This window comes from Nostoc sp. (genome assembly GCF_036918245.1).
Lineage (GTDB): Bacteria > Cyanobacteriota > Cyanobacteriia > Cyanobacteriales > Nostocaceae > Nostoc.
Map to the genome: position 1 here is coordinate 1 of NZ_JBALEF010000035.1, position 8064 is coordinate 8064.

6 protein-coding genes are annotated in these 8064 nt (G+C 43.5%); 2 read left to right on the forward strand and 4 right to left on the reverse strand.

All coding sequences use genetic code 11. The features are described from left to right. Together V7L12_RS07550 and V7L12_RS07555 are read left to right on the forward strand one after the other, a co-directional pair. Positions 1-376: hypothetical protein (locus tag V7L12_RS07550; protein WP_335083514.1), on the forward strand; the 376-nt coding region annotated here is incomplete at its 5' end. A gap of 507 nt (positions 377-883) precedes the next feature. After that, a complete protein-coding gene (locus tag V7L12_RS07555; protein WP_335083516.1) occupies positions 884-1513 on the forward strand; it encodes a DUF1819 family protein in 630 nt (209 codons plus the stop codon). Here the strand turns inward: V7L12_RS07555 and brxL are convergent. The 4 genes from brxL to V7L12_RS07575 all read right to left on the reverse strand — a co-directional run. Continuing rightward, entirely contained in the window at positions 1510-3528 is a 2019-nt protein-coding gene (brxL, locus tag V7L12_RS07560; protein WP_335083518.1) for a protease Lon-related BREX system protein BrxL, read from the reverse strand. The genes V7L12_RS07555 and brxL overlap by 4 nt on opposite strands. A 59-nt stretch (positions 3529-3587) precedes the next feature. Beyond that, positions 3588-6155 (reverse strand): BREX-1 system phosphatase PglZ type A, encoded by a 2568-nt coding sequence (gene pglZ / locus V7L12_RS07565; protein ID WP_335083520.1) that lies wholly within the window; start codon positions 6153-6155, stop codon positions 3588-3590. Between the two features lie 179 nt (positions 6156-6334). Further along, on the reverse strand, positions 6335-7735 hold the full coding sequence (locus tag V7L12_RS07570; protein WP_335083522.1) for an ADP-ribosylglycohydrolase family protein: 1401 nt from the start codon (positions 7733-7735) through the stop codon (positions 6335-6337). A 28-nt stretch (positions 7736-7763) separates the two neighbouring features. Next, on the reverse strand, positions 7764-8064 hold a 301-nt coding region (locus V7L12_RS07575; protein ID WP_335083524.1), incomplete at its 5' end, for a hypothetical protein.

Genomic DNA, 8064 nt, shown 5'->3' on the forward strand with positions numbered 1-8064 from the left:
AGTGAGGTTGCTGGAATACGCCATTAGTATTGGATTTTACATGCTGAGGAGTACCTTAATTCAAAACCTGATAAGATGTCAAATGGGTTCTATATTAATACTTGGCTTTTTAAATTTTCAAGACTTTGTTAAAAATTGCAAACCTGTTTATCAATATTTAATCCCTATATTAGAAATATCATTATTTATAGTCCAGGCATTTTTCCTTAAATTTGGGTTTGCTAAGTTTCCAGTCCTTTATCTAGAAAAAAGAGTAGAAAAAAATAATTTTTTCTTGGAGCATAAAAATCAAATTATGCTCTTGCTCATAGGAGGTATAGTTACTTTAACTGTACAAATTTTACTCCAGTACATTAAAAATATTTATTTTAAATAAACTTTTAATTTGAACATTATTATCAAATTTATTGATTCATATTGCTCTAGTCTAAAGTAGAAATAAAAGCTTTTCAGATTTACCTAAGTAACATATTGTTTGTTTACTCACAAAATTTTTCTATATAGATGTGGCTTTGTATTTTACTGATAACGAAAGCAAACAGTAGCGTGAGCGCAACCATCTAATATTTTTACTTTTACCTTCTGAAATACTCTTAACTACATATTTATTTTAGTGAAGTCATGCATTAAAGTATCTCTAATGTATGATGTATTAACACATTTAGTTTTTGCTACTGCACTGCTGTGGTTACGCAGGCATTTTCCCTTGGAGTTAAAGGATGATTACAGGTGAGATGAGGTCAAAAGTTGACCGCCTTTAGAAGTATTAAACTCCGAAACCTTGACGAAAATGTAATAGGAGATTTACATAGGAGGATGCTAACGAGCATTTCCTGAAAAACATTTAAATCCATAACTCACTATCTAGGTTTGAGAAAGGGTTTTGCTTGCCTTCTCTATTGTTTCGATTATGCCTGAAACTGCTTATACTGCTCGTACTAACAATGCTTTTGTTCTAATTGAAACCCTTCGAGTTGCTGAACTGATGTACCAAGGTGCAACCCAGGAAGATATTCGGCAACGGGTATTGGTGGAGGATTTGTTTCAACTGCGCTCTCAAGCTTCCCGTGAGCGGGCGCTGCAAACTATTCTCAAACGTCTTCAGCAAGTCCCAGAGGAATATATTCAATTAATTGCCACTGGCAACCCTGACATCCGCCGATTCACCATATTGTTCCTGATTCTGCGAGAACACCGCCTTCTGCGCGAACTCATTGATGAAGTCCTGCTAGACAAAATTAAGAGTTTTGATTACGTCGTAACCGCTGCTGATTTGCGAACCTTCTTTGAAGGAAAGCGAGATCAAAATTCAACTGTGGCTGCATGGTCAGACTCCACCTATAAAAAGGCTGCTAGCAACACCTTACTGGTGCTAGTAAATGCGGGTCTATTGCAACCCACGTTTCCGAGAGGAAATTATCAAATTCGTTCTGTTCCGGTGCCATCAGCTTTGCGTCAACAATTACTCGCTGATGGGCTAGGTTATTACCTGACTCTCATGCTTAATTTTTAATCGACTGCTAACGCTTTAAATACTGCGTCTACGGGGTCAGCGTAAAATGATGTTTGAAATTTAGCAAACAACTCTGGCGGAACACTGGCTAAGTCCACAGCGCTTGCCATTGGTAAGAGGATACGTTTAGCGCCAGCATCAAAGGCTACTTGCAGGCTACCCGCTAGGTTACTGACTGGTGTAATCGTCCCACCAATGGTCATTTCCCCAAATATCGCAAATTGTGTTTGAACACTTCGTTTTAGAGAAGCAGAACATAACGAAACGAACAATGCTAATCCGCTCTCTTGGGGTGCGCCAGACCCTTGCAAGTCTAATAACTGAAGTAAAAAATCCAAATTACTTGGGTGAATGCTACTGCTAACTCTTTGAGCGTTAGCTTTGAAGTAATTCATGGCAATGTTTAAACTGTCCTTCATCTTGCCAGCCGTCGCAACACCAGTGCGTACTAACTTGCCACCACCAGGTACTGCTTGCAGTTCAAGTTTAAATGCTCCAATTATGCCGCTATCCCCTGTACTGACAAAGTGCAAGTGACCGGGAGTCAGCATTTCCTGACTAATCAAGCTCGAACCACCTTGTTCCGGTACTGAAACAAAATGTTCATCTAGAGTTTCCAAGTCAATGTAGCTGAAATGCACATCGTAAAATTCCATTCCACCAATTTTCTTTAACTGTTCTTTCACCCGCCGTCGCACCCGCAGCCCATACACTAGGGCTTCACGCACATCTTCCTTACTAAATGAGCCATCTGGAAAAAGCAGTTTAAGCAGCCCTGATACAGTTTTGCGAACTGCTTGAACATCTCGTTGCTTAAGATTGTTACCTAGTCTGAAGTGGAGGTCTATGGCATCGGCAAAACTGCGTTTACGCATTTCCCGCAGCCACTCTGCTAAATAATCGACAATAAACCCGTACTGGTTGGTAAAATTCTCTGGGCTAAATTTGGGGATTTCCCAGCCAGGAATATAAGCGTGAAAACGGTCGAAGAAGGCGGTGTCAATCATGGCTTCGGGGAAAGGTGCCAGCAGGTGTGAGGTCTTCACCAAAGATTCCACGCTTTGATTAATGTTGCCGACGAAGACCATAGAAGCATTGGCGGTAATCTCTGCCTTACCGCGTGCAAAAGAACCTGATGCCATGTAGTCTTTCATGATTTGCACACCGTCGTTATCATGGAAGCTCATGCCTGCTACTTCATCAAAGGCAACTACGTCAAATAAACCCACTAATCCCACGCGACGGTTGGACATATTGTAGAAAAGATTCGCTACTGTAGTTTTTCCACCGGAAACCAAGATTGAGTTAGGAGAAACTTCTTTGTAGACGTGTGATTTACCTGTAGAACGGGGCCCAAGTTCGCAGCAGTTGTAGTTATTTTCACAAAGGGCTACTAAACGGGCAAGTAGATGCCATTTTACGTCTTCGCTTACGGTAGTGGGTTCCAGTCCTGTTGACCGAATCAGCAGGTCAATCCATTCACTGCGGGTAAAAGCTGGGCGACCCGCAAACAATTCATCCATATCTACACTAGGCATTTGGATAGGTTTGAGACTTCCGACAATGAAGGGACTGGGTTTGGTTCCTGCTTCATATTCCAGTTGTAAAATACACCAAATACCACCACCCAAAAGCTTTTGGTTGGGTTTGACAATTTCTGGGTCAATGACTACGCCTTTGACACCCAGGTTCATTAAAGTTCCCTGGTAGATGTCATCTCTGTCGTTGAGCGTTACCGTTACCCGGTCAATGATGGTGAATCGTCCCAATTCCCGAATTTTAGATTTGATCTGTTCTGCTTCATCAGGACGAACGTAATTCTGTGCCAGGATGTTTTTTACACGAGTAACGCCCTCCTCTATGGTGGTTTCGTCGTCGGTCGCGCAGTACATACCAAGTAGATATTCCAGCACATACACTGGTACGTTAGCACCTTCTTTGATACGTTTAGTCAGGTCTTTACGTACTACCTTTCCAGGGTAAATGCTGTTTAGTTTTTGATTCAGGTCATCCATTTTGGGACAGGGAGCAGGAGAGAATAATTTGATATCACCGATATTGTGACTATATTGGCTTAGAAATCTCCAAAGTCGTTAGCGATCCCTAGACTAACTGCCCAGGTTTCTCGGAGCAATTCACTTTCATCGTCTGCATCTTTAACTATTAAATAGACGTTACTAGGGGGATTAGCGGTAGTTACGGTCAACCTTAAGTTAGTTTCCCGATCGCTAGGATGTGGGCTAGTGCTGCTTAAGTTTGCTCCTCGCACATCTGTTATCGGTGTATTAGTTTGGGGATCGTAGAACGCAACTGTAATTTGACGCGATCGCCATCTCCCCTCAACTGCATCGCTTTGTACTAATGTCAATGTAAAACGATTATTCGTTACCCGCCGAACTCTGACACTTACCTGTACCCCTACTTTCCGGGCTGGGCCTTCGTCTCCTTTAACCGCCCGTTGGTGATGATAGGTGATAACTGGTACGCAGATTTCTTGGAGAGATGCCCCGCCGTGGACAAACTGCGCTCCTGCACCTTGGACGGCAAAGCGTAAACTACCACGGGGTACGATCGCAACTGTGCCATTTTCTGTATAGGGCAGGCTAAAGTGCAGTAAGGTTGAGTCATTCAACTGTTCTCGTGCTAGCAGGTAGCGGCGTTTGCCTTCCAGTACTACTTCACCACTTGGTAGGGGTCGCTTGTCTGCTTCTTGAATGGGGCGACGTTGGTATAAAAAACCGTGGTCTGCGGTGATGATAACGTTTGTACCATTGATAGAATTACAAATTTTCTTTACCAGTCGTAGCAGTTCGCTAATTGCTGTTCCGCAAGCTGATAGTACTTGACGTTCGCTGGATGCCTGATCGCCGATCGCATCAATGACGTTGTGATAAATGTAAATTATGCGATAAGGTTGCACAGCAGCCCGTCCTTCGTCAGTATTCATCTCTAGCAGGTCTTTGGCGCTAAGTACTGTAGCTTCCACTCGACTATTTTGGTTTAGTACCTTTTGCCTTGCTAACGCTCCTTTAGTACTAAGCCCATCCAGTCGGACATCATCATCACCTGGTATCAGTTCTAGTTTTGACCCTGGAAGAAGTGCTGCCATACCCAACCGTGTCACGCTGGGTAAAACTCCCAATTGTGCCTCTAGGCTGGTTTCACCCCGAACTTCTTTTTTAATTACCTCTTCGAGTTCGCTGGCGACTTCATAGCGCAAAGCATCGGAGATAATCACAAATACTTTTTCGCGATCGCTCCGTTCTAAAATTGGGAATACGTGCCTACCAAAAAATCTAGTTTGGGATGCTATGCCCTCCAATTCCCAGTTGTTGTTGCCAAGGGCATCAGACCAAGCTTCTCCTAGACTATCCAGGAACCATTGGGTGTATAGATTTTCCACATCGTCAATTAAACCCTTGAGGATATCCCCTTGGGCATCATCGCTTTTGACGATAAAGTGGCGATAAGCTTTGTCAAAAGAGTGTAAATCGCTGGCGTAGGCTTTGAACAGAAGTGGGGCTGGCTGGCAGAATCCTTCTGGATACTGTTGCTTAAATTCCAACAGAGTGATCGCAGCTTCTAATGCTTGATAAATTTTCTCATACTGGGGAAACCAAATCAGGGTATGACGTGCCTGTAACCAAGTTCGCCAGGGTGTCAATTCCGTTATTTGTTGCCCCATTCGTATTTGCAGTGTTTTAACGCAGGTGCGGATTAATACCTTATCCACCACCTCGAAACTGGCTGCTTCAAATAAAACTTCCGGCTCTAAATTCTCTATAGCATCAAATATATGTAATTGTTCTGCTACCTCACTGCTGAGGATCTTCCAGCCTAGAGAATCCTGCTGGTCGCGCATCCACTGGTCTATAAAAGCATAAGCCCGTTGTCCAGGAGTGATGACTTGGTTTGCTAGCTGGGGCGGGATGGTACTGTGCAGAGATTTAGCAAAATGGGTGATTAGCAACTGCACGAATAACTTGTTTAAACTGGGGTTTTGCTTAGGAAAGTCCGTGTGTTCTTGGACTACTTCCCAGAAAGCTTCAGGGGAGATAAAACGCTCAATATCAGACCAAAGGGCGTTATCCGACTCTAATAAACCCCCCAGCAGCACCCGCCGAATCAGTGTCCCTGCATCGGGTACTTTTAAACCTGCGAGAACGGAAAGCATAGCCAGGAGTAATCCCCGTTCGTCGCTGTCGGGGGAAATACTCATTGCTTGCAGGGCTTCTGCCCGTTTGCGGCTTTTAAAGAATTTCTCATGTTCCCGGATGACAATTTCCAGACCGCGCGAGCGCAATCCTAAATCTGCATAGATCAGGGCGGCGGGGTCAGCAGAGAAGGTTAAACCGCTTTTTTGGATGTCTAGAAGCCAGTTTTCTTGGGGTGCAGGTTCGACAAAGGGGGCGTACAGTAGAAAAGTTTGATTGGGTTGCTCGACTAGCAGGTGATATTTGACCGTAAAGGCAGTATCAGCGAGTTGGAGTTTTTCTACGCCTTCGAGTTGGAGTTCATTGAAGCTACTGGTAAATTGTTGTTCGGGGTCGTACCAAAACACCACCCTCCGTCCTGGGTGCAACCAACGGGCTGAATCTTGAAAGAGTGTTTCTAGAGTGTTTTGGATACGAGCGGTGTTCATAGAATTGTTTACACAACTTTTTAGGAGTGAGTTAAGTTACGTGGGGCAAAAGTTGATGTGATTTTCTTACTGAGGCAGAATCAACTCGCAAAAATTTTATTTTTTGCCGTTAAAACAGGAATCATAGCCTTATAGTGTTTTTTTGTCGTTAGCTAATGGCCATCTGTTTAGGAGATGCACTAAATAATAAATAATGTTTTGCTAGGGGTATCAGAACGAAAAGCTAACTTGCAGCTTTGACCAACATCGAAATTGATGCGTACAGTTGTTACTGTTCGCCCTTGAGTGAGCAGAGATTGTTTATCTATTTCTGTGATCGTGCCTGCGCCTAGACGGCAATGTACAACTCGCATATCTCTATGAACTGTCTGACGACACAAGGCTTTGCCCAATTTTATACTGCTATAGCCTGGGCGAATTTTCATCTTTTCATGTTCGCCAGCAGAAATTTTAGCTAGATATTCACCTATGCAAATCAAAAATGGCGCATCTTGAATCTGCGATCGCCATTTTTCAGGAATAACTTCCAATCCAAAAGCAGCACCGCCTAAGCCACCGACAAAAGCAGCGATTGAATCAGTATCACTGCCTATCATATTAGCTGCGGTAATAATGCTTTCCTGGGTTTGTTCTGGCTGACGCGCAAACAAATAAACCCCAGCGATCGCAGTCGCTAACCCAGATCCTTTGGTAGCTTGGTCAAAACAGCCTAGTTGCTCAAGTATGTTTTGAGGTGATTCATCTTTACGTAATCCTGACCAGACTAGACGCAACCACTCCACAGCTTCTTGTTTGGTTTTCTCAAAGACTAGCTCGAAAGATTCTACCCTTCCTTTATTCCATTCAGTCAGCCATGTTTTCAAAGCGGGTATTTTCGGGATTTGCAACTGTTTTACCCAGTTGCCAAGTATTTCAATCAACTGTTGACCTATGCTAGGTTCTGACCACTGCAATACAGTTTGTAGTGCATATCCATATAGGAGTGCTCCAACGATAGCTCTTGGATGACCGTGACTAATTATTGAATTACGCCAAATATCTGCTTCAGCTTGTTCCCAACGGCCAACATTAGCTAATACATGAGGTGATATTCTCATGGCTGCACCATTGGCACCACCATCACGGTAGTCTATGCTGCCTTCTTTCGTCTTACGGCTGAAAAAATTGCTATTCCAATCAGCCGACTTGCGCTGTATTTTTTCAGCTGCTTCCTTGACGGTGCCACCTGCACCACGAGCATATTCTAGCCACATTGGATACTCAAACTTGCAAAAGGGATGATAGTCAAAGCATCCATTGAAGGATATACAGGCAGCAGTGCAGATAGTTAATTGGGTATCGTCAGAATATTCCCCAGCAGCAATATAATCCTCATAACCTTGGAAGCGTCCACCAACACGCTTACTCCATGACTGGTAGTCAGTAACTTGCTCTAAACCCATTTTATGTTTGAGGTCGTTATGCGAACGGATAAATTCTGTCATCCAACCTAGTGCATCACCAGCCGCAGCAGCAATTATCGAACCAGCACAGCGATCCTGGAGTGAGTCAATCGATAATAATTGATTTTTTTCTTGCATAACCAACTCGTTAATAAATAAGCTGCTTTTAACTACCTCTAACAATCCACTCAGAATGCCAATCAAAATCACGAGATGATACTCGGATATTTCCTCTCCATCCTGCTTGCCGTACATTTTGCTCATGGCGTGGAGAGCGGATCACGATTTCCATTATGTCTGCTAAAGGGATACCATCTCGGATCAAAACTTCAGCTTGAATACAAGTAGGTAGGTTAATTGGTTTACTATTGCGGTAAGGATTCAGGTGGCAGAGTATTGACAAGGGGGACACTTGAGGGGGAGTATCACAAATATGAACCAAAACCTGCCTCAAGATATAGACCGAG

Excerpts from the sequence above, each read along its gene's own strand:
- brxL (WP_335083518.1), bottom strand. The coding sequence starts at position 3,528 with ATGGATGACCTGAATCAAAAACTAAACAGCATTTACCCTGGAAAGGTA.
- pglZ (WP_335083520.1), bottom strand. The coding sequence starts at position 6,155 with ATGAACACCGCTCGTATCCAAAACACTCTAGAAACACTCTTTCAAGAT.
- V7L12_RS07570 (WP_335083522.1), bottom strand. The coding sequence starts at position 7,735 with ATGCAAGAAAAAAATCAATTATTATCGATTGACTCACTCCAGGATCGC.